A 21,550-nucleotide genomic window follows, 5' to 3' on the forward strand; every position below is an offset into this window, starting at 1 on the left:
AAGGCTACAGTACACAGTCATCTCGGTGCCAATTCGGACTCGCTCCCCGTCCCGCTTCGGGCCTAGGTCGGAACGCTCGCACATAGCTAATTAACTATCAAACTGGGAGAGTACAAAATGGTTCGTTATGTAACCCCAATGGGTATGGGGGCGGTACGTAATATGCTAAGACGCTCTCTGGAACGATTCTCTCAGTTCAGGTTGATCTCCAGCGCGAGGACCAAGGTTGTGAAATCCCTCTGAAGTTGAGCCGAATCGGTGCTGAATCGGCGGCGGGTGTATCTATCAGTTACCCCCCACCAGCGCCTCGGCTGTTTCCTCAGCGAGAGCCGTCACTAGCTCGTCTGCTGGTTGCAGTTCTTGGGTTAACCCGACACTCTGACCCGCATAGAGCGGTAATTCCCCTACATCTCCGCTCATATCGGGGACTGCAAGTGAATCCTCATACCGCCGTACCGGATTCCCATCATCTGTTTCCGCGACAACGTCTCCCTCTCCCGGTCGGTCCATCGCAGGTTGTTCTGCCGCCTTCCATTCTGCGACAGTCTCGTTTTCGAGTACCCGGTGCGGCACGGCTGGCCATCCTTCGTCGAACAGTGTCGAGTGAACTGTGTCAGTCTCTTCCGCATCAATCACCCTTCCGATCGGTGCTTGAACAGTGGGAACATCAAGGCCGAGCGCATCGATAAGAGATGTCTTCAGTCGGGGCATCACAAATCTGGAATAAGTCGCGTATTGGTTCTTGGCTCTGATGCTGAATACAGCTCCTTTACTGTTCTACGCCCTCGTGGTTTCGAGGGCGAACTGTTCGAAAAAGCCCTTCATAAAATCCCACCGGGACGCTCCAAGGCGTCGGCCTTGTTCAGTATATAACGCGTCAAGTCGCTCGCGTGCCCATTCACGTACGAGTTCGATATCCGGTAAGTCGGCGTATTCTGTACTGAACGTGGATGCGTCATCGATAACGGCATACTGATCGCCAGTACGCCCCGAGCGTTCGCCGACGATACAGGCGAGTCGAATGAGTCCGACTGCACCGGTCGCATCGAGCTTATCAGCATCGAAGAGAAGCTTTGCTTCGATCGTTTCTGGGTCAGGAGAGCTTGCTCGGATGCTGTGTGCTCGGAGGCAGTGTTCGATGGCTGAAATCTGGTCAGCCCTCACGCCTTCAGCTTCAAGCAAGTTTGTGGTTTCGTTAGCTGCCCATCTGTCGTGGTCATCGATCTCTCCGACACGTTCGAGTGGCCGTCCGATATCGTGAAACCACGCAGCTGCTGCGAGTACGTCTCTATCAACACTTTCGGGGTGCTTGTCCGCGAGCTGTTGTGAGACATCGTGTACGCGCTTGGCATGGAAAATATCGTGTGCGGGGAAGGCGGCCTCGTAATATGCGCGCGATAATTCTCGGGCAAGTGGACCTAGTTCGGAGGGCATATTCTCAAAAGTCACCGCAGGTCGCTTATCCATTATGGACGACACGTCTATCCGAACAGCTGGTTCAGGGCTAACCGGGTTCTTATCTGTTCGAACAGCGAGCGACCAGTGGATCGACATCCACTCCAGAAATTCGGAGCGTCCGCTCGCTGGTGTCACGGCGACACCACGGCGGCATCTTGCAGGTCTGTGCGCTATTCGTCGTGAGCCACCGTACCCCGACGGGATACCATTGGTGGTCGTCCCACTGGAACCGCACGGGCCGTGCCGTCGGTCTGAGCCGAACGGGTGTGTGACCGGATCGGCCTTCTCGCCGGTGGAGAACCTGTAGCTGAGGTCACACCCACACAAGTACGGGAACAAGCCGGCGTCACCTCAGAGTTGTTTCTCTCATTTAGAAATGTGAGTAGTGTACACAAGAACTACTCAGACGGGCACAAACAGTTGGCGGCATGACGATTGGCCGAGTTCGATGATCGGAAGCGGCTACATGGCCTGTCGAGACTCAGGTGTTCAGATAACGGTCCTCCATGCCCTCGAGATCGTCGCGTCTATCTCCACGTTTAATGTGAATCGCGCAACAATTGAAGATGCCTTCGTTGCGATATCTGAGATACTTAATAAGAGATACCGACTCTGTTGAGATGATCTGCTGCTGATCGTTTGTTGAGGTCGTACTGAGAATAGGGCCGATGCGGTTTGTAAATGGTTCGACGGCTTTCTCGCGGCACTCAGAAGGCGTTGAGTGCGAGTATACACGATCAGCTATGAAACTTTTGTAGGGGTCATGTCTCCTGTAGGGTACGTTTTGTCAACCAGTATGCAAGCGGGATACAACACAAGAATGCTGCTGGCCACACGATCATTTGGGTCACTGGGTCTGCGGGAAATGCAATCGTACTCATGGTAAGTCCTCCAAGTCCGCTGAGAGCGATAGCTCCAGCGTAATTCTCCCGGCGAGACCGAGGACGAGTTCGATCGTGTCGGGGACGCCACCAGATTATGTAGTATAGGAGCACAATGCCTGTGAGTGGTGCAATACTCCAAGCAAAGGGGTGAGAACTGCCGTGACCCCGTGCATCAGATATTACCCAGATAACTGCGGCGACTAATACAGCCATCTGAAGTAGGGTTCCAAGGCTGAGTAGTAGGGGACCAGCAGGGGACATATCGAATCATTTTATTTCTCAGTTGTATTCTTTTTGATACTTGATTTCAACTGGCACTGTCTAGTTAAGCCAGTTTGAGGAACGAGCAGGTCGTTGAGTGTGTTTGGGATGAAGCTCGCAGACCTGCTCAGCGAGTGCTTTGCGACGGATTTAGAAGAAACTTGGGAGCGTGAGCGGACAGCGACGCCCGTTAGGGCGTTCGCTGTCCAGCTCCACGCGACCGGATATTCGCTCAGAGAAACAAAACAGATTCTTCGATATCTCGGCGTTGAACGGTCTCATCAAGCTGTTTGGCAGTGAGTATATCGACTGGCTGACAGCGGTCACAACCCGCCTGAGGCAACGCCGAAGCGGGTTGCGGTCGACGAGACCGCTGTCAAAATCAATGGCGAGTGGTCTTGGTTGTACGCTGCAATAGACATCGAGACAAAGCTGATTCTTGACGTCGAATTGTTTGGACGACATGGTACCGATCCGGCTGCTGCGTTTCTCCATCGACTCTCGGAGAAACACGATCTCTCAGATGCTGTGTTTCTCGTTGATAGCTACGGCTATCAGACTGCCCTCTCTCGATTAGGATTGAGCGGTCGGCTTGACTATGTAGAGCGAAACCTCATCGAAAAGTGGTTTCACACCCTCAAAATGCGAGTCGACCGCTTCCATAATTCGTGGGTGGGCAGTCACGGAAGCGTCCGCGAGTGATTCATAGAATTTGTGCAATACTACAATTTTCAGAGACCGCATCAAGCGCTCGATGGGCGAACACCGGTTGGGGAGGTCACTAACTAGACAGTGCCAACAGAGCTGAATATTCATTATTCTTCCACTATGCTATACAAGGTTATACGACAAATCGTGAAGATGACAAATGAGAAAAAATATAGCATTGCAGTCACATTTCACGATTATGATTGACTGGTTTACTAGTCAATATACCAACCCGCTGTCCGTAGCAATCATACTTGGACTCAGGTTTCTCTCATACTTTCTGTATTCCGGGCTTGTTGCCGCCGCCCGAGGGATAAAGTCAAAATTCACGATGATTAGTTTTTCGTTCGCAATATTATCTATCGCTATTACCTTCTCGGTCATTCATCCGGACGGGGTCTCAAAAGACTTCGCGCTCATTGATTTCCTTCTCCACTTTTCGTTTCCGATCATCGCCGGATACGCAGTTTCCTCAAACCCGTCCAATACTCGCTGGATTAGCTTTTCTATCTTACTGGCATCCACGTTTTTCTTCCTGACGTTGCTAATAGTGCTCTACGGCAGTGGTCCCTGACCATCGAGAGTATTCCCATACCCGCTTCTATCAATGCGGTATTCGTTTTGATCCGAATCATAGGAAATTAGTACTGTGCACGGTTTACAGGTTTTCACCAGAATGCCCTATATGTCTATATGCTATTCAGAATCTGGAAGTGGGTGTTCGAAAAGCCGTTCGCCAGACTCCTCACAACTGACCGCGATGACCCTGTGAGAACTACAGCGCGACTCGACGACTTCCTCGCCGAGTTGGATGTCGCCACCGGTCGTCGGGCACGTTTCGAGGAACATCCGCAAACTGTTGAGAATCGGTCCTCGTTCTTCTGCGTCGAAACTGTTCCATCCCGGGACCCACGATTGAAGGACACGGCTGGCTGCAATATCTGCGATAAGGGCTGCACGGGATGGCCACTGGCCAACCCATTCAGAGTCGGACTGAAGAATCTGCGCCTCGTCTTGCTCGATGAGTTCGAACGCCTCGTGCGTATCTGCCTCCATCCCGAAAGTCTCTGCGACCAGTTCTCCCGTGATGTCCGAGTCGAGTAGTGGGTCGGTCGCCGCAGTCCAATCTGCCTCGAACTCATCGGTCAAACAGAGGTCATCCGCGTCCGTACAGGGTTCAAGGATATTATGCCGCAAAAAGAAGGTCTCAAGTTCCTCTTCCGGAGAATCGGATTTTGACTCAACTGTGCGATCTGCACTACTTGTCGACTCATCGGTGACCGATGACGTGGTTTGAGTGGTTGACTGCGACTGGTTTTCTGACGGTGGCTGCGGCGCCGTGTTGCCGCCTCCAATACCAGTCGCTAACTCTGGCTCCGGGTCTTTTCCGAACCATCGGAGTACTAGTTAACCGAGGTTGGCTCATTCTAAACAAAAGGAGAGCGAACAGCGGTCTTTGCGATGAACTCCTCGGTCACTCCCAAGAAATCTGAGACGTTCCGCGGCCGCTACAGCCGTCACTGGCAGATTGAGAACGAGTACAAGAGCATCAACTACGACTTCTTGTCGAAGACCTCCTCGAAAGATCACCGCATGCGATTATTCTACTTCGAAGTCGTGGTGCTACCGCACAATATCTGGCGGCTCACCGATTTTCTGTTGAGGACCGGTGTCAGTGGTGAAATAGACACGCGCCCGCGATAACCGCAGGAGAATGCGTCGAGTTGGTCTCTTTGGCGTACTTCCACTTGATTAACTGAACGAACACATCGGCTTGCCTCTCATGGGCGGTGGCACCATCTCTGGGTGGAATATTTCAGATTATTTTTGTGAATCACAGGGTGATAACTGTAATTGACAGGTATTCTAGCTCTTCCTTCCCGTATCCGTGACTAGTCCGGCGTATAGAAACAATAAAATCCCCTATCCTCAGAAACTGTGGAGCGGCACAACCTCGGAGGATGGAATCGCTGTGTGCCCCTGTATTCTCTGTCTCGACTCCCGGAACCGCTGTTAAGTGACTACTGCGAATTCATCGTTGTAGATGAGTGGATTCAGAGCACATTTTTGAATTCCACGAGTGCAAACACGATAGCAACAGCTCCGAATAGTAGACCAGTCGTGCTTAAAAGCTGATTTCGTGGAACAACAGTCGTCTGTGAGACGACCGATAGAATCTCGTCGGCGTCCGCATCCTCAAAGTCCACGAGTTTCGGATCGACATCGCGGTCAGATATTGACTCGGTTGGCGATTTGAGGGCAGGAGCGAATTTATAAGTACGTGTGACTGACGCGGACGGAAATATAGAGTCCGCGGAGAGTCAAAGACGCCTTTGAGTCCCAGTGTGAGCGCGTCCCCAGCAGAGTCCGTCGCGGGGAGACGGCGCTTGGAACCGGAGCGGTTCGATTCGGGCGAGAAACCACGGTTGTGGTTAATTCGCACCAACGTAGCTGCCCGAAACATCGGCGGCTTCAGCGATCGCTGGTGCCGACGTGTAGCGACGAGAACACCGTCGCCTCGATCTTCCGGAGGTGCTCGCCGACGGTCGTCCCGGCGAGTCCGGTCGCCGCCGCGATCTCGTGGTGAGTCGCTTCGCGGGGTTCCCGGTAGTAGCCGAGGTCGATCGCCACCCGGAGTACCTCGCGCTGTCGCTCGGTCAGGCGGGAGACGACGTGGCGTGGGCCGGGTGTGTATCGTCCTGTGCGTTCGATTTCGATCCTGACACCCTCGGGCTGTTCGGTAAGTACGTCGGCGAAGGCCGCTTCTGTTCCGATGTAGGTCGCTCTAAGGCCGCCGTCGTCGGTGTACTCGACCGGCATCTCGATGAGGGACGATGATTCACGTCGGCCCTCCATGAGTGTCCTTGTCAGGTCGTCGGCCGCGTAGCGTGTGTACGAGAAAAAACCACCGTCGTCACCGGATATCGTAAACTCGATGACCTTAGACGACTCCGAGAGCACCCGACGGAGTCCCTCCACGTCGCCGCGCCCCTCGGCGAACATGGCGACGGTATCGTCGTCGAGGAGTTCCATGCGGTGGATAGCGCGGTACTCAAGGTCAAGATTCATGACTCGCCGGTCGAGCCGGTTGATCCCGTCCTCGTCGGGGTAAGCCACGAGAGTGACATAGCGCATGCGTCACGATGGGTCGCCGCCCATAAAACCAGTGTTCATAAGCGTCCGTGGATCGCCGGCAGCACGCTCACCATCTCCGGGTGAAGAGATCTACCCGATGGAATTCGGAGACGCGATGAGAGAGACGGTAGACTCAGTTCCCGGCGAAATGACCGAGCGAGCGAACGTCCTCGGTGCTCGTCGGACTCGGTTCCACAACCACTGTGATGGCCCTGCGCTGAGGCGTGTAAACCGTTGCAGACGAGAAATCTGTTGGGTCCGTGTATGACAATACCCACCGACGAAGAGGTTATCGTTCTCACCGGTGCGAACGAAGGGATCGGCTATCACTTGCTGACGGCGCTTGCCGAGGAAGACCGTCTGATCGCTGCACTCGACGTGGCCGGGGACAACGTGCTTGACGCCCGAGACGACGTAACCGCTCGGGTTCGATACTACGAGTGCGACGTCACCGACGCCGACGACGTGACCACGGCGGTGAACGACATCGTGGAGAGGTGGGGTCGGATCGACGTCGTGGTCAACAATGCGGGTGTCGCTCGAGCCGGGTTTTTCGAGTCACAGCCGATGGCTGAGACGCGTCGTGAGTTCGAGGTCAACTTCTTCGGCTATCAGCGTCTGATCCGGGCGGTCCTCCCGCACATGCGAGCGCAGGGGTCCGGTCTTATTCACAACATGTGCTCGGGGACAGCCGATACCGGACACCCCGGCCTGTCCGGGTACTCCGCGACCAAGGGTGCCGTCAAGGCGTTCGTCCGCTCGCTCCGGCTCGAACTCCGTGGCACGGGCGTCACCTGTACGTTGATGATTCCGCCGTCCACGAATACAGGGATGACCGCCGACATCGACTATCCCGAGTGGATGACGGTCGAACCCGAGGAAGTCGGCCGCAAACTGGCGGATAAGATTCACTCAACCCGACCGGTAATCACACCCGACCTGACGACGCGAGTCGGGTTGGCGCTCACCCGCTGGTTCCCGTCGATCTGGCGGCGAATGACGGCTGGAATCGTCGGCAATTCGGAGTGACGACGCGTGGCTCGATGGCAATCGCCTGCGGGCGTGCGGCCGACGGGCCCCAGACGTTGTGCCCCATAAGCGTCCATGGATGGCCGGCAGCGGATTCATCGCCATCGGTGAGGAAGAATAACGACATGTCCGACCGACCGCCGACGAGCGTTCTCCTCCCGACCACGCGGTGGACCGACACATGCGCTGAGCTGGCCGCCCAACTTAACGATGGCGACGAGTTGTTGATTATTCACGATTGCCCGAACGACCCCGTCGCCGATCAGGCGCCCACCACGAGAAAGTCCGATTCATCACTGCCGGTAAGCCGACGGGCTGTTCCGGGAAAGCCAATGCCATCGCTGCCGGGATGGGGGCGGCGCGCCATGACCGCCTCGTCTGGACGGACGACGACTATCATCACCCCCCAGACTGGCTGGCGACCCTCAACGCAGACTACGAATCCCACGGGCCGACCTCGGAAGTGCCGTACTTCATAGGACGGGACCCCTTGTCGGTGCTGCTCGAACCACTGTACGCCTCTGCTGGCTCGTTAGGTCTCTACCTCGGCAACCAGATCTGGGGCGGCGCAGTAATATTCAACCGGAACGACATCGACGGGGTCGCGTTCCTCGATGAGCTTCGGCGGACCGTCAGCGACGACGGTCTCCTCATGGAATACCTTGAGGTGACGACGGTCAGTCGAACGCGCATGGTTCCCATCGGAGGGACCGTCCGTGAGGCGATTGAGCGCCCGGTCCGATGGACACAAATTCTCCGGTGGCACTTTCCCAGTGCCATCGCCGGGACGTTGGCAATCTCGCTGGTCGTCCTGACTGGTGCAATCATAGCCCCGCTCCCTACAGCGGCAGTCCTGACGGTGCTCCACCTCGCCATCAACGAAGTGTTAGGCGTCCGTCGGTGGACGGCCGTACTCGCCTACCCGGCGGTGTTCGTGTTCGTGCCCCTTCTTTTCTATGCGCTCATCCGTCGGACGTTCGTCTGGGGTGGTCGGCGATACCGCTGGCGTGGCAAGTTCGATGTAACTGTTGTCAAGAATCAACGTTAAGTGAACTATCTCTCTCGCGCCGAACCACAAGCGCTACGGGGCGAGCAACGATTCGAGTTGATCCCGAAGGGCATCCCTACGGACCGTCTCGGTCGTGACCTCCGCCTCGCCGGTTCCCATCTCCTTGAACCCCGTCCCAGTCGGCACGAGAACAACGGACTCATCAGCGGCGATATCGCCTCGATCCGCGAGGCGCGACACGCCGGCTAGCGTCGTCGCGGACGCCGGCTCGACGCAGAAGCCGGCGTCGACGGCGAACCGGCGCTGAGCGGTCCGTATCTCGTCGTCGGTAACGGAGACAACGGCGCCGTTAGTGTCGCGAACCGCGGCGAGTGCGCGGGCGCCGCTCGGCGGGTCCGGGTTACCGATCGAGTGAGCGATCGTGTCGCCGGTCTCGTCGGGCGACAGCGGTGTCGGATCCGTCTCTCCGGCCTCGAACGCCCGCGTTAGCGGGTCGGCGGTCGCAGTCTGGACGAGACACAGGCGCGGCGGCTCCGCGATCAGTCCCGCGCGCTCGAGGTCCCGGATTCCGAGCCAGACCCCCGAGGCGAATCCGCCGGAACTCACAGGGAGCGCGATCACGTCGGGCGCCGCCGGGGAGAGCGACTCGTAGATCTCGAACAGTGCCGTTTTGTACCCGCTGATGCGGGTGGGTGCATCGCTCACGAGCACGTCGATCGGGAGGTGCTCGGACAGGTCGAGCGCGTCCCCGTACAGCTTCCCGTAGTCGCCGGCGACCTGTACGATAGTCGGCTCGTACTGAGCGATGAGCTCCAGCCGCACTGACGAGGTCCGCTCCGGGACGAACACGACGCACTCCCGATCGAGGCTCGCCGCGTGGGCAGCGGTGCTGATCGCCATGTTCCCGTACGAGACCGTGCCAACGACGTCGTCGCCGGTCGCGACCGTGTGAGGAACGGCCACCGCGCTCCCGCGGTCCTTGTACGCACCAGTTGGATTCTCGCCCTCGTCTTTGACGAACACCCGAGCGCCCGCGGCGTCGTCGAGTCCGGGGCTCCTGACGAGGGGTGTGCCGCCTGCGGCCCGCGCGACGCCCTCGGGGCGATCGACCGGCAACAGCGCTTCGTACCGCCACATCCCACCCCGGTCTCGACAGTCGCCCCACGAGAATGCCGTCGGCTCCGTATCGACCCAGAGCGGCTCCCCGCAGTCACACCTGACCCGGGTGCCGTCGTCGTAGCGCTCCCCGCAACGATAACAGCTCAACGAGAGAGACATAGTGATGCTGCGGCGGCCGGAAACATATGCGTTCGCTTGCGGTTTCGAACCCCGACCCCTTATCTCGCCTGGAGCTCGTTGCGGAATCAACGCACGCCATCTGGTGGCTGGTGTGGGACGATACGGCTCGCACCGCTCGCCGCCCTCCGCTTGCTCACGGTTCGCGCTGCTCGCCGTTCGCATCGAGACGCTCTCTGCGGTCGCGTCTCGCTTCGCTCGCGACCGACCATCTCGGACTGTCGCGGTCTCGTTTCTCCGCCACTCGACCGCGTGCCGGGCTAAAGTGCATGCGCCCTCGACGCCAGCATTAATCATCAATGGTGCGACCACTCCAACTTGGAATCTTGGAGTGAACACTCCACTGTGTGGATATTCAAAAATGATACCGAGAGTGTGACTCTAGACAGTCACCTAGTGACAGATCTCGAATTTAAGAATACCTGGCTCTGTTGAAACCCACTTCGCGTCTGTCGAGTTGCTGAGAAGCCCGTTTCTAACCGAATCGACGAAATCAGGTTGGAAGAATAGCTCTTCTAATATCAACGTTGGAGAATTTCAACGGAGTCGAATACCTATTTAGTGGTCTCATCTACGAGTATTTATCCACCGAGAGCTCGGCAAGGTCTTTGAATGTTGTATATTGTACAAACCATATGAAATAGTTGCGGGCGACACCATGGCTACCAACCCACGAATTATGGAAGCGGTCGGCTCGCATCTTGAGGGTGTGAAACCACTTTCGATGAGATTTCGCTCGATGTAGTCAGGTCGACCGATCACCCTAATTGAGAGAGAACAGCAGATATCCGTAGCTATCAACGAGAATCACCGCGTCTGAGAGATCGTGTTTCTCCGAGAGTCGATGGAGAAGCGCAGCAGCCGGATCAGTACCATGTCGTCCAAACAACTCGACGTCAAGAATCAGCTTTGTCTCGATGTCTATTGCAGCGTACAACCAAGACCATTCGTCACTGATTTTGACAGCGGTTTCGTCGACCGCAACCCGCTTCGGCGCTGCCTCGGGATGGATTCGTGAACTTCAGACCTACCGACCCCGTCGAAGTACCAATCTGTGACAGTTTTTAGAGGCCGTGCTGAACTTACAAGTCGGTCGTCATAGCCAGCGTCTCCGCACTAAGTGTAGGGGGTTTCAGTTCCTCGCATCGAGTATCAACGATAGAATATTTCTTGCCCAAACCACAACATCGACGCCTATCACTAAGATAGCAATCCCAAGTTGCTGAACCACTGCCCGTGGCGTATTAAAGCAGACGCGCCCGAGCGCCAGTAGTAGAGTGCGGGGCGGATTCCACGTTCGAAAAAGGTGCGTCGCTGCAACGACGAGACGCCGAACCGCGAGCCATGCCCAGCGACTGTCGTTGCAACGGGGTCAGAAGCTGCGTGCTGGCTTAGCGCCGTTGCGGTGTTGTCTTGCCGATCACCACGGGCGACCGTCCCAGAGGGGTTGGACGCCGCCGATGAAGTTGAAGTTCCATCGCTGCTGGTCCCCGCCGTTCCACGGCCACTGGACCACGTCGTCTCCGTCAGCGGTCCCGGCGTTGTACACCTCGGCTACATCACCAGTCGCGACGTTTTCGATGCGGTAGGTCCCATCACCGTTGTCGATGATGTTCCACTTCTGGGCGGCACCGGTGAACCACGGCCACTGCTGGAGACTCGCGCCGTCCGTGGTCGTCCCGTCCGGCACGTCGAGTGCGCGGTTGCTGTTCTCGTTGACGATGCGGTACTCGCCGCCACCGATGTACTCGACCCACCATCGCTGGCAGGTGCAGTCGTTCGCGGTCCACTGCCGAACGTTCGCCCCGTCGCTCGTGCTGGCATCTGCGACCTCCATCACTTTCCCGCTGTTGACGTTCTGGATCTCGTAGATGCCGTCGGCGAGGATGCCGCTGTCGTTGGTGTTCGGTTCGACCGACTGGAGACTGGGCGTCTTATCGCCGGCGATGACGGGCCAGTCGTCGTCTGTCCACTCGACGCGGTCGATGAAGAACTGCCGGGCCGGAACGCCGTCTACGTACTCCGGACCAGTACGGTCGTAGGCGTGATACACGAACCAATCCTGCCCGTTGTCGTCCGTGGTGATGTCTCCGTGGGCGGGCGCGACGAACCGACCGTTCGAGGTGAGTTGCGCGATGCCGGCGTTGTCGCTGTTGTAGTTCATCATGTCCGTTCCGGACACGTCGGTGTACGGCCCGAAGAAGTTCGTCGAGCGCCCGACTTCCACCTCGTAGGTGCTGCTGTAGCCGTTACAGCAGGTCCCGGTTGCGACAAACAGGTACCAGTAGCCGTTGCGGTAGAAGACCGTCGACCCCTCGTAGGCGTCACCGGCGACCTGTTGGAGCGTCCCCGGCTTCCAGTCCTGGAGGTCCGAGGTGAGCTCCACCAGATAGATTCCCTGGAAACTCCCCCAGAACAGATACGGCGTGCCGTTGTAGTCGACGAAGTACCCGTCGATGGACCCGCCGCTGGCGTGGTCGTTGTCGCCGATAATCTGGCCGTAGTCAGTGAAGGGGCCGTCCGGCGTGTCGGACTTCGCGAGGCCGATACCGAACTCACCGCTCTCCCACGGGCGGGGCGAAAGCGAGTAGAACATCACCCACTCTCCGTCGTAGTAGTGGATGTCCGGTGCCCAGATGGAGCCGTACGTCCAGCCCGGACGGGAGTCGAAGGCTTCCCCGACGTAGGTCCACTCGTGGAGGTTGTCAGAGCGCAGAATCGGGACGAGCAACTCGTCGGAGTCGCTGTTCCGATTCATGTTCGTTCCGTAGGACCACCAGGTTCCGTCTCCCGCCCGATGAATCGTGGGGTCGGGGAAGTGAGGGCCGTACAGCGCGTTGTGGTAGTGTGTCGAATCGTCCGTCGTCGCGGAGACTGACCCGCTCCCCGCAACTGCAAGAGTCGAGCCGAGAGCGCCGATACCGATGCTTTTCAAGACGTTCCGCCTGTTCACGCCACTGTCATCTTCTGGCATGCAACTGCCAAAATATAGGCACACATACATAATGTTTTTTGCTGTTGTTGTCTGGCTCATCTCTTCTGGCTTCGGTTCTCGTTTTCTCAGCCGTAACGACAGGGGAACCGTTGCAAACCCGGCACTGAGAGCCGAACCGGATTCTGGAGTCGGCCCGAACGTCGCAGAGCAAACAGTCGCGTCGGTATCCCCGGCTGTTCAACTCGATACCGTTCGCTGCTTCTCTCAACTGCAGTTCGGTCTGTTGTTCGGTTGCTGTTCAGCCTGCCGTTCGGTCTTCTCACCGCGGCGCTGACCGAGCCGTCACAAATGTTACCAACAAGCATTATATACCCGCCATCTGTATGCTAGAAGACATGACTAAACGTCATGGCAGCAACAATATCGATAGACGGACAGTACTCAAATCGCTCGGGGCGGGTGCGGTGGCGACCGTCGGCGGCCTCGGACTGAGCGGGACCGTCAGTGCGGACGAGAGTTCCACGCACTACCACAACCCGGTCGGGCCGATCGGTTTCGGCGACGTGTCGATCATCGAGGACAACGGGACCTACTACGCCTACGGAACGGAGACGCCCCAAGACATCATCCCCATCGCGGAGTCGACGGACATGTACAACTGGTCGTACATCGCGCCGGCGCTCACGGAGACGCCGGGCTGGCACCCCACGGAATCGGACCCGGGCTGCTGGGCACCGGATATCCGATACCACGACGGCCAGTACCACCTCTACTACTCGCTGTCGGTCTGGGGGAGCGACAACGCCGGAATCGGCCTGGCCACCTCGGACACACCCGACGGTCCCTTCACCGACCAGGGACCGGTCATCGAGAGCGGCGACCTCGACCTGACGAACTGCATCGACGCGGACACGGTAATCGTCGACGGGCAACCCTGGCTAGTTTGGGGCAGTTACGAAGGCATCTACGCCGTCCAGATGAACGGCGCGATGGACGATATCGTCCCCGGCACCGAGTTCCAGATGGCGGGTCAGATGATCGAGGGGCCGGTGATGCTCCAAGACAACGGGTACTGGTACCTCTTTTACTCCTCGGGGCAGTGCTGTGAGGGGTACGACAGCACCTACCGCCTCGAATGCGGCCGCGCGACGTCGTTCACGGGACCGTACTACAACCAGAACGGCACGGACCTGCGGGACCTCACGGAGACCCACCAGGGCGTCCCGATTCTGGAGGGCAACAGCGAGTTCACCGGCCCGGGCCACAACGACGTCTTCCGGGGCCCCGACGGCGACTGGTGGTGTTTCTACCACGTGGAGGCGACCGCCGACGACGAGACGCGCTACATGATGCAAGACCGCATCGAGTGGGACAACAACGACTGGCCGGTCATCGCCTGCAACGGCGTGCCGAGCAGCGAGGCCCCCGTGCCCGGCGAGCCCTCGGGCTGTGAAAGCGGTCCCATTTCGGACGGCACCTACGCGATCACGAACGTCAACAGCGGCAAACTGCTCGAAGTAGCCAACGCCGGAACGGCCGACGGCGACAACGTGCGCCAGTACGCCGACACCGGGAGCGCGTGTCAAGACTGGGACGTCACGGCGAACGGCGACGGCACCTACGCGATCACGAACGTCAACAGCGGCCTCTGGCTGGAGGTCGCGAGCGCCGGCACGGCAGAGGGTGACAACATTCAGCAGTACAGCAACACCACCCACCCGACTCAGGCCTGGACTATCGAAGACGCGGGCGGCGGTGAGTACCGCCTCGTCAACGCGAACAGCGGGCTGCTCGCCGAGGTGGCGAACGCGGGCACCGCCGACGGCGACAACGTCCAGCAGTGGAGCGACAACGGCGGTTCACACCAGCGGTGGACGTTCACCTCGGTCTGACGAGCGAGCGACCGGACCTACAGCACGGCGTCGCCGCCGGCGACGTACAGCAGGTGGCTGGTGACGAACGACGCGCCGACGCCGTGCATCTCCGGGGTCCACAGCGGCTCACTGCCGAGCGACGGAGGAAAAAGACACCCAGAGATTACGCGGTTGTGGTCTCGGTGCGTGCATCACTTCCGTTTGACGCTCGGTTTCGACGGCCGAAATTCACGCGAGCGGAACGATAGTCGAGAAGACGAGCACCGAAGCGATTCCCGTGACCGAGATAATCGTCGTCAGCGCCGTCCACGTTTTCAACGTCTCCATCTGCGTCAGACCGCCGATTTCCTTCATCAGCCAGAAACCGGAGTCGTTGTACCACGAACAGATGATGCCGCCCGAGCCGATTGCCATAACGAGGTATGCGGTGTGTACGTTGAGCTGGCTCGTCAGCGGTGCCATGATACCCGCGGTCGTCAGCATCGCGGCCGTTGCCGACCCCTGTGCGATGCGGACGATAGCGGCGATAAGCCACGCGGTCACCAGCAGTCCGATGCCAATCCCGCGGAGGCTATCGGCGATGTACGGACCGATTCCCGACGCAGCGAGCAGCGCACCGAACGCGCCACCCATCGCGGTGATTGCAGCGATGTTCCCACCGCTCTTGAGTGCCTCAGTAAGCTCGTCTTCCCACAGCGAACGCGAGAGGTCAGACCAGCGAAGGTACGTGAGCGCCGCTGTAAGCCCAGCAAGCGTCATGGCGACGTTCTTGTCTCCGACGAATGCGATTCCTGGTCTGACGACCGCGAGAGACGGATAGAGCGGTTCGAGCGTGTTGAGAATCGTAAGCGAGCTCACTAACACGACCGCGAGGATTATCGGGAGCGCGGCCTCGAACGTCCCCGGAAGCGAGCTACTGCTCTGCTGTGCCCGTTCTTCGAGTTCTTCGGTCGTCGTCCCCATCGAGTCTCGCAGCGGAATCTCCATCCGAGCGTTGGCCCAATGGCCGAAGACGAGCCCGGACATCGTCGCCGAGGGAATCGCGACGGCCACGCCGACAGCCATCGTCATGGCGAGGTCGGCGTGCACTTGACTAGCGACTGCCAGCGGTCCCGGAGTCGGTGGAATGAACACGTGCGCCGCAGAGCCGCCGGCGCCCACGGCGATGAGGTACAACGCGTAGTTCTTTCCGCGGCGTGCACGCATCGAGCGTGCGAGCGGAGCCAAAAGGAACAGGACGCTGTCGAAGAACACCGGAATCGAGAGGACCGTGCTGCTCCCCCACAGCGCAAATTCCGAGTTCTCCCTCCCGACGAGCGATTGGAACGTCCGCACGATACGTTGAGCGGACCCACTTTCGAGCATCGACTTGCCGATGATTGCCGCCATGAGGATCGGAATGCCGATACCTTCCATCCCGTTTCCGAACGCCGCTGCCGTTCTCGTCGCCGCATCGACGAGCGCGAAGTCCGAGACGAACACCGAGTTGACGATGCCGACGGAGAACGCGGCGAGTCCTAACCCCACGAACGCGGGGAGGTCCCACACGACGAGGAACAGTACAACTAGTATGAGCCCGACTACGAACGTAAGTAGCGGACTATGGACGAACTCCACCGTCATGATCCGTCTTCCGATCAATCATGTTAGTTAATAATTGTTACTATGTGTCACTGCTTGATTATGTGTACTGTTCGGGGAAATATATTGTTCCCTGAGGCAATCCGCGAAGTCGCTGCCCGTGGTTTCTTCAAAGAAGACCCACGTGTAGGAGGTATGGAACGAGTCCTAGCCGTCGTAGACCCATCGGAGACCTCGAAGAAGGTCGTCCGCGAGGCCGGTTCGGTGGCCGAACAGATGGATGCCGAAATGGTCCTCATCCACGTGACGACGGAAGACGAGTACAAAGCTCGACGCGGGACGATGGAGACGCTCCTGAGCGCTTCGAGGAGTTACACACACGACGACGCGCGAGAGGGGGCGACGAAGTTCGCTCGCGACCTCGGACGCGAAGTGCTCGCTGATTTCGAGGTGGAGTACCGGGCGGTCGGGTCCCTCGGCGACAAGGCCGCCGAAGTACTCGATACGGCAGTCGAAAACGAGTGCGACCATATCTTCCTCTCCGGACGTCAACGGTCGCCGGCGGGTAAGGCTATCTTCGGTGACACCACGCAGCGAGTCATCCTTGAGTTCGACGGATTCGTCACCGTCACTACTCGGTGAACCTCGTCTCCCGGAGTCGTCAGTAAGTATCGCTTGCCCGGCGAGAGAACTCAACCACGGACTGTTCGGTTGGTGAAGTACACGTGAGCACACGGGTCACCGTCGATTCTGTTCTCCTTCGAGACCACCTCTAGCCGACTCACGCGAAATTGAAAGCGACCCCTCGACTAGCGGCGTCGGTTGCCAACACCTCGTTTGCTATCTGAGAATTTTCATCGGCCGCACACAGGTAAGCCTTACATAATTATGTATGTAATTTACTGGACTGATTTCATCCGAATATCGATATTTTAGGCGCTGATGAGAGCGCTGCGTCGAGAGTTCCAATACGCGCGGGAAGACAGAATACATCGGGTTCTCCGACCGCACCTATCGGCGCGCCCCCCACGAACGGCGAACTCGCTTGGTGATTCATCTCAGAGATAGTGGAGTCGCGAATAAGGCGCTACAGAGACCGGTTTCGGCCACGCGCTAACTCGTGGCCTCGGACGAAGGGTCACGGGTGGGAGCAGAGCCCCGCTCTGTGGGGTGCCGTACTCGTATCGAACCGCGGATGGTCGTTCTGAGAGGAAGAACAGTCGAGATACCGCGAGTCGGCGTGTTGTGACCCCCCAGAACGCGTACACCCACCGAGAAACTGACCGACAGGCGTCTTTCGAGCCCACAAACTCGCTCTGCGGGTTTGGGACGTCCCCAGAAATCTTTGATTTCTGGTGGGCAAACGAGACGCTGCGCGTCTCGTCGCGTCGCCGTCCGCTCACGCTCCCAAGTCTCTTCTAAATCCGCTGCAAAGCACTCGCTGAGTGGGTCTGCGAGCGTTGTCCCAAGCAAACTCAACGACCTGCTCGCTTCTCAAACTGACTTAACTAGACAGTGATACATTTCGGACATGTCCGCGAATTTCGGTGCGCTAGTGAGAATCGCACTGATCGAGTGCAGATAATGGTACGCAGCGGCCGGGTTGACGGCAAACTCGTCCGAACGAGCCGACACCAGGAATCACGCAACGACCCGTGAACGTCTCGTGCCATGTTATCTGGCCAGTTCAGGACGTGTCGCGAGATAAATAGCGGTCAGAAGATTACACCAGTACTAATGTAATCTGTGTCTCGGCTACTGCGGGTGGCCGCGCGACTATCCACCGCGGCAGTAACTCGTCACGCGACTTCGGCTCGACAGCGCTCATCGGAGGTGTCGAGAGTGGATAGCGACCTCGCGTTTCGTGATATGAAACGGCCGCGGTTGGCAGACGGGGTGATCCACAAAAGCCCCGAACCGGTCTCCGGTTAGATTGCTCGTCTGAGGACGAACACAACCGCGCCCAAGCGTGGTTTGAACTGGTGTCTCAGAACACGATGCGTCATATTTCGTGATGCGAAACAGTAAAGTCCCCACGAAACTGACGCTAGCATATGACACACAAAGCCAAGAATCCCATCAACTCCGATTTGACATTGCTCGAAATCCTCAACGGACTGGACGAGCTGGGCGGAGGGCGCATCCAAGACATCGCCGACGAGACGGGAATCACGAAAAGCACGGTCCACAATCACCTCAGTACGCTCCGTCAGCAGGGATTCATCGTTAAAGACGGAGACCGGTACTACCTGGGGCTACGGTTCCTCAAACTGGGGGAGGTCGCACGAAACCGCGGGCCGCTGTTCTCGTTCGGTCGCCCGGAAGCGGACAAAGTCGCCAACGAAACAGGAGAGCTGACCAACTTATCGACCGTAGAACACGCCCGTGGCGTCTATCTCTACCGAACTCAGAGCGAGCAAGAAGTGCGGTTTTCGACAGCCGCCGGCGAGTACCACGACCTCCACTGCTCCGCGACCGGAAAGGCGATACTCGCCTTTTCGCCGGAGTCGGTGTTAGACGAATTCGAGGACGTCCACGGCCTGACGAGATACACCCAAAACACCATCACGGACCGCGCGGAACTCGAAGAAAGCCTCGAAACAGTTCGCGAACGCCAACTCGCGTTGGACCTTGAGGAGTACGAGAAGGGGCTTCGGTGCGTCGCCTCTCCGATTCTCGACAAGGACGACCGCGCGCTCGGCGCAATCAGCGTCTCCGGGCCGGCGATGAAATTCACCGGGGAGTACTACCGCGAAACGCTCGCAGAAGCCGTCAAAAGCGCGGCAAACGTTATCAGCCTCAACATCACGCGGACCGAGGGAACGTACTAACCGCTCGGAACCGAACCCGTTTCGTGTGACAAAATGTTTCGGGGCATCTCTGGTTCGCTGTCTGAGGAGAACATTTATAACGATTGTATCCAACATTGGAACCGTATGGCTGACCAAAGCAAGCGACTCGCCGAACGTAGTGAGCAAGCCAGGTCAAACCCCCTCGCAGACCAGCTCAAGGAAGTGCCGGTCATCGACATGGACGTTCACACGTCCTTCAGAAACGAGGAAATCCAGCGGGACCTACTGAAACACCTCGACGACCCGTACAAGCGGGAAATCGAGTACTACCTTCAGCCGGGGACGTCCTCGTACGATGGGATGTACCCGACGGACAATTACAACCGTGACCTGAGTGGGAAGCTCCCGACAGAGCTAATGCAGGTGACGGAGCCGAAAGAGGACATCGACGATATCCTTTCGAAGGAGTTCCACGTCGACTATCCCATCGTCAATATGCTGCCGGAGCTCAACATGGTTCGGCAGACGGACAAGGCGGTGGCAATCAACGAGGCTGCAAACAAGGTGCTCGTCGAGCGCTTCCTCGACGGCCACGACAACATCTACGGCCTGGCGTCGGTCGTCCCACACGACCCGTCGGCCGCCGCAGAGGAGATCGACCGCTTCGCCAAGGAGGACCAGATCTGCGGCGTGTTCCTGAACTCGACGGGGACGAAGACGCCACTCGGCGACGAGAAGTACGACCCGATTTACCGTGCGGCCGAGGACAACGACCTCCCCGTCGTCTTCCACGGGGCGGCCGCTCCGGGGCTCGCTCTCGACTTCCCCACGCTCCAGCACGAACTACAGACGTACATGGCGAACCACGCGCTCGCACACGTCTACTCCCAGTTCCTGACGCTGACGAGTCTCTTCGAGAACGGGACACCGGCGAAGTTCCCCGACGTCGACTTCGTGTTCCAGGAGGCGGGAATCGCGTGGCTCTCGCTCATCTTCCGTCTGAACCGGGAGTACAAGCAGCGCCGGAGCGAGGTCCCGCTGCTGGAGAAGACGCCGGAGGAGTACGTTCGCGACCAGTTCTATTTCGCCACGCAACCGCTCGACGAGCCGAACGACCCCGTCATGATGAAACAGCTCGTCGAGATGTGGGGTGGCGACGTGCTCATGTTCGCGACGGACCATCCCCACTTCGACATCGACAACACGGAAGCGCTGCTGAAGTACCTCGGCAACTTCTCCGAGGAAGACCGTAACAAGGTGTTGTACGGAAACTCGGCAGAAGTCTTCGACATCGACGTCTCATGAGCCAGAATGCACAGAATCTGCCGCTCGACGACGACGAGCACGTCGTCGCGCGGTCCGATGAACTCACCGACGGTGAGCGCGTCATCGCGCTCCTGAATGGAAAAGAGATCGGCGTCTTCAACATCGACGGCGAGCTGTACGCCTACCCGAACTGGTGTGCTCACCAGGGCGGCCCGCTCTGTGAAGGCAGGGTGAGCGGAACCGTCGAAGCGGAACACGACCGGGACACGCTCACGACCGAACTCGAGTGGTGCCGAGAAGGAGAGATTCTCAGCTGTCCGTGGCACGGCTGGGAGTTCGACGCTACGACCGGTGACTGCCTCGTCGACGACGGCTGTAAACTCCGGTCTATTCCCGTTCGCAACGAGTCCGGCTACGTCGTCGTCACGCTGTAATCGCTATCCGAACACCACACCCACCAACCACACCATACCAACCCAAACCGATGATCAACCAATCCACCTCAGAGAGAGAACGAGAAGTCGACGAGGAACTGCTCGCCAAATACGAAGACCTGTACACGCCGGCGGTGGCGGACGTGATGCACGAGTACGGGTACGAAGAGCAGACGCTCGACCCCGAAATCACGCCGCTCGACGACGGCATGACCGTGGTCGGAAGCGCATTCCCCATCGTCGGTCGACCGAACCGAAGCGTCAACGCCGACGAGGTGCTCAAGCGCTTCCTCGAAATGCACGAGGACGTCCCCAAAGACGGCGTCATGATCTACGACACCAACGACACGAACTCGGCCCATCTCGGTGAGTTGGAGGTGACCTCACTCCAACCGTCGGGCGTGGCCGGTGCCGTCATCGACGGCGGCGTCCGCGACACGAGCGTCATCCGAGAGCGCGGCTTCCCCGTGTTCAATCGATACACGACCCCCGTAGACTGTATCTTCCGCTGGGAATTGCTCGACTGGGGAGTCGATGCCGTCGTCGGCGGCGTTCAGGTCTCGCCCGGGGACATCGTCGTCGGCGACGGCGACGGCGTCGTCGTCGTTCCCCAGGAAATCGCCGAGGACGTCGCCGACGACGCCCACGAGATGGCGTCGTCCGAAGACGCGGTTCGGGCCGCCCTCGAAGACGGCGTCGGGGCGTTCGACGCCTACGAGGAACACGAGACGTTCTAGGCGTTTTCGAGACGACAGCGGAGCGTCCCATAACAACCTGCGAAGGACGACGGCGCAACCCCGAATGGGTGAGCACGGAGCAGCACGCTGCTCAGTCGCTCGGAGAGACGGAATTGCGGTCGTGAGCGAACCCGCTCCCGCGAGACCGGCT

The 21,550-nt window shown here is 58.6% G+C and carries 15 protein-coding genes and 4 pseudogenes; 11 read left to right on the forward strand and 8 right to left on the reverse strand.

What is annotated here, in order from left to right:
- Window positions 1–285 precede the first annotated feature (285 nt).
- Both BN996_RS15610 and BN996_RS15615 read right to left on the reverse strand, forming a co-directional pair.
- Window positions 286–711: a nitronate monooxygenase family protein gene (locus BN996_RS15610; RefSeq protein ID WP_226908770.1), complete on the reverse strand. Its 426-nt coding sequence runs from the start codon at window positions 709–711 to the stop codon at window positions 286–288.
- A gap of 66 nt (window positions 712–777) precedes the next feature.
- Window positions 778–1,434 (reverse strand): HD domain-containing protein, encoded by a 657-nt coding sequence (locus tag BN996_RS15615; protein ID WP_042663163.1) that lies wholly within the window; start codon window positions 1,432–1,434, stop codon window positions 778–780.
- Between the two features lie 1,277 nt (window positions 1,435–2,711).
- On the opposite strand from BN996_RS15615, the pseudogene BN996_RS15620 reads away from it, so the two are divergent.
- Window positions 2,712–3,392 (forward strand): annotated as a pseudogene (locus BN996_RS15620) (IS6 family transposase).
- A gap of 118 nt (window positions 3,393–3,510) precedes the next feature.
- Window positions 3,511–3,885: a hypothetical protein gene (locus BN996_RS15625; RefSeq protein ID WP_089780778.1), complete on the forward strand. Its 375-nt coding sequence runs from the start codon at window positions 3,511–3,513 to the stop codon at window positions 3,883–3,885.
- Window positions 3,886–4,007: 122 nt separating this feature from the next.
- On the opposite strand, the gene BN996_RS20225 is transcribed toward BN996_RS15625, so the two are convergent.
- The gene (locus BN996_RS20225; RefSeq protein ID WP_167344153.1) at window positions 4,008–4,460 is read right to left on the reverse strand and encodes a DUF8054 domain-containing protein; all 453 of its coding nucleotides are present in this window, start codon (window positions 4,458–4,460) and stop codon (window positions 4,008–4,010) included.
- 282 nt (window positions 4,461–4,742) lie between these two features.
- Between BN996_RS20225 and BN996_RS20555 the strand changes: the two are divergent.
- A pseudogene (locus tag BN996_RS20555) lies at window positions 4,743–5,071 on the forward strand (transposase); the annotation flags it as partial.
- 712 nt (window positions 5,072–5,783) lie between these two features.
- On the opposite strand, the gene BN996_RS15640 reads toward BN996_RS20555, so the two are convergent.
- Entirely contained in the window at window positions 5,784–6,446 is a 663-nt protein-coding gene (locus BN996_RS15640) for a helix-turn-helix domain-containing protein (RefSeq protein ID WP_089780639.1), read from the reverse strand.
- 264 nt (window positions 6,447–6,710) lie between these two features.
- On the opposite strand from BN996_RS15640, the gene BN996_RS15645 reads away from it, so the two are divergent.
- Together BN996_RS15645 and BN996_RS15650 are read left to right on the forward strand one after the other, a co-directional pair.
- The gene (locus tag BN996_RS15645) at window positions 6,711–7,475 is read left to right on the forward strand and encodes an SDR family NAD(P)-dependent oxidoreductase (protein ID WP_089780642.1); all 765 of its coding nucleotides are present in this window, start codon (window positions 6,711–6,713) and stop codon (window positions 7,473–7,475) included.
- Between the two features lie 125 nt (window positions 7,476–7,600).
- Window positions 7,601–8,523 (forward strand): annotated as a pseudogene (locus BN996_RS15650) (glycosyltransferase).
- A gap of 33 nt (window positions 8,524–8,556) precedes the next feature.
- On the opposite strand, the gene BN996_RS15655 reads toward BN996_RS15650, so the two are convergent.
- The 3 genes and pseudogenes from BN996_RS15655 to BN996_RS15665 all read right to left on the reverse strand — a co-directional run bounded on the left by BN996_RS15655 (window position 8,557) and on the right by BN996_RS15665 (window position 12,754).
- Window positions 8,557–9,762 (reverse strand): threonine synthase, encoded by a 1,206-nt coding sequence (locus BN996_RS15655; protein ID WP_394326174.1) that lies wholly within the window; start codon window positions 9,760–9,762, stop codon window positions 8,557–8,559.
- A 599-nt stretch (window positions 9,763–10,361) separates the two neighbouring features.
- Window positions 10,362–10,786 (reverse strand): annotated as a pseudogene (locus BN996_RS15660) (DDE-type integrase/transposase/recombinase); the annotation flags it as partial.
- 414 nt (window positions 10,787–11,200) lie between these two features.
- Window positions 11,201–12,754, reverse strand: a complete 1,554-nt coding sequence (locus BN996_RS15665; protein ID WP_226908771.1) for a family 43 glycosylhydrolase — start codon at window positions 12,752–12,754, stop codon at window positions 11,201–11,203.
- 425 nt (window positions 12,755–13,179) lie between these two features.
- Here BN996_RS15665 and BN996_RS15670 point away from each other — a divergent pair, with 425 nt between their 5' ends.
- Window positions 13,180–14,607 (forward strand): family 43 glycosylhydrolase, encoded by a 1,428-nt coding sequence (locus BN996_RS15670; RefSeq protein ID WP_042663131.1) that lies wholly within the window; start codon window positions 13,180–13,182, stop codon window positions 14,605–14,607.
- A gap of 210 nt (window positions 14,608–14,817) precedes the next feature.
- Here BN996_RS15670 and BN996_RS15675 read toward each other — a convergent pair whose 3' ends face one another.
- Window positions 14,818–16,212 carry a GntP family permease gene (locus BN996_RS15675; RefSeq protein ID WP_089780644.1) on the reverse strand — a complete coding sequence of 465 codons (1,395 nt, stop codon included), beginning with the start codon at window positions 16,210–16,212 and terminating at the stop codon, window positions 14,818–14,820.
- A gap of 153 nt (window positions 16,213–16,365) precedes the next feature.
- Between BN996_RS15675 and BN996_RS15680 the strand changes: the two genes are divergently transcribed.
- The 5 genes from BN996_RS15680 to BN996_RS15700 all read left to right on the forward strand — a co-directional run bounded on the left by BN996_RS15680 (window position 16,366) and on the right by BN996_RS15700 (window position 21,399).
- Window positions 16,366–16,812 (forward strand): universal stress protein, encoded by a 447-nt coding sequence (locus BN996_RS15680; protein WP_042662607.1) that lies wholly within the window; start codon window positions 16,366–16,368, stop codon window positions 16,810–16,812.
- 1,412 nt (window positions 16,813–18,224) lie between these two features.
- The gene (locus BN996_RS15685) at window positions 18,225–19,001 is read left to right on the forward strand and encodes an IclR family transcriptional regulator (protein WP_089780645.1); all 777 of its coding nucleotides are present in this window, start codon (window positions 18,225–18,227) and stop codon (window positions 18,999–19,001) included.
- A 105-nt stretch (window positions 19,002–19,106) separates the two neighbouring features.
- Complete coding sequence (locus tag BN996_RS15690) at window positions 19,107–20,267, forward strand: amidohydrolase family protein (RefSeq protein ID WP_052367768.1); 1,161 nt, start codon at window positions 19,107–19,109, stop codon at window positions 20,265–20,267.
- Window positions 20,264–20,662 (forward strand): Rieske (2Fe-2S) protein, encoded by a 399-nt coding sequence (locus BN996_RS15695; RefSeq protein ID WP_042662605.1) that lies wholly within the window; start codon window positions 20,264–20,266, stop codon window positions 20,660–20,662. Before BN996_RS15690 ends, BN996_RS15695 begins: the two co-directional genes overlap by 4 nt.
- 50 nt (window positions 20,663–20,712) lie before the next feature.
- Window positions 20,713–21,399: an RraA family protein gene (locus BN996_RS15700; protein WP_089780647.1), complete on the forward strand. Its 687-nt coding sequence runs from the start codon at window positions 20,713–20,715 to the stop codon at window positions 21,397–21,399.
- The last annotated feature ends 151 nt before the right edge of the window (window positions 21,400–21,550 follow it).

This window comes from Haloferax massiliensis (assembly GCF_001368915.1).
Classification (GTDB): domain Archaea; phylum Halobacteriota; class Halobacteria; order Halobacteriales; family Haloferacaceae; genus Haloferax; species Haloferax massiliensis.